The following is a 267-nucleotide window of genomic DNA, read 5'->3' as shown; positions in this document are numbered from 1 at the left end:
GGCCACGGTCGTCCGAAGCCACTGGACGTCAATGAGCCGCAAAGCCTGGCCATCGCCATCGCTGATCTGAAACTAAAATACGTGGTGATCACCTCGGTTGACCGCGATGACCTGCGTGACGGCGGTGCCCAGCACTTCGCCGACTGCATCCGCGAAATTCGCAAGCTGTCGCCAAATGTGCAGCTCGAAACCCTGGTCCCGGATTACCGTGGACGCATGGACGTGGCGCTGGAAATCACTGTGGCTGAGCCGCCTGATGTGTTCAAC

The 267-nt window shown here is 59.6% G+C and carries 1 pseudogene; it reads left to right on the top strand.

The window, feature by feature from the left end:
- Positions 1–267 (top strand): annotated as a pseudogene (locus tag AAEZ10_RS27420) (lipoyl synthase); the annotation flags it as partial.

The organism is Pseudomonas sp. H26/SER47-MNA-CIBAN-0231 (genome assembly GCF_040310465.1).
Lineage (GTDB): Bacteria > Pseudomonadota > Gammaproteobacteria > Pseudomonadales > Pseudomonadaceae > Aquipseudomonas > Aquipseudomonas atacamensis.
Note: the sequence above shows the minus strand (reverse complement) of the source record. Positions and strands in the feature narration are given on the sequence as shown.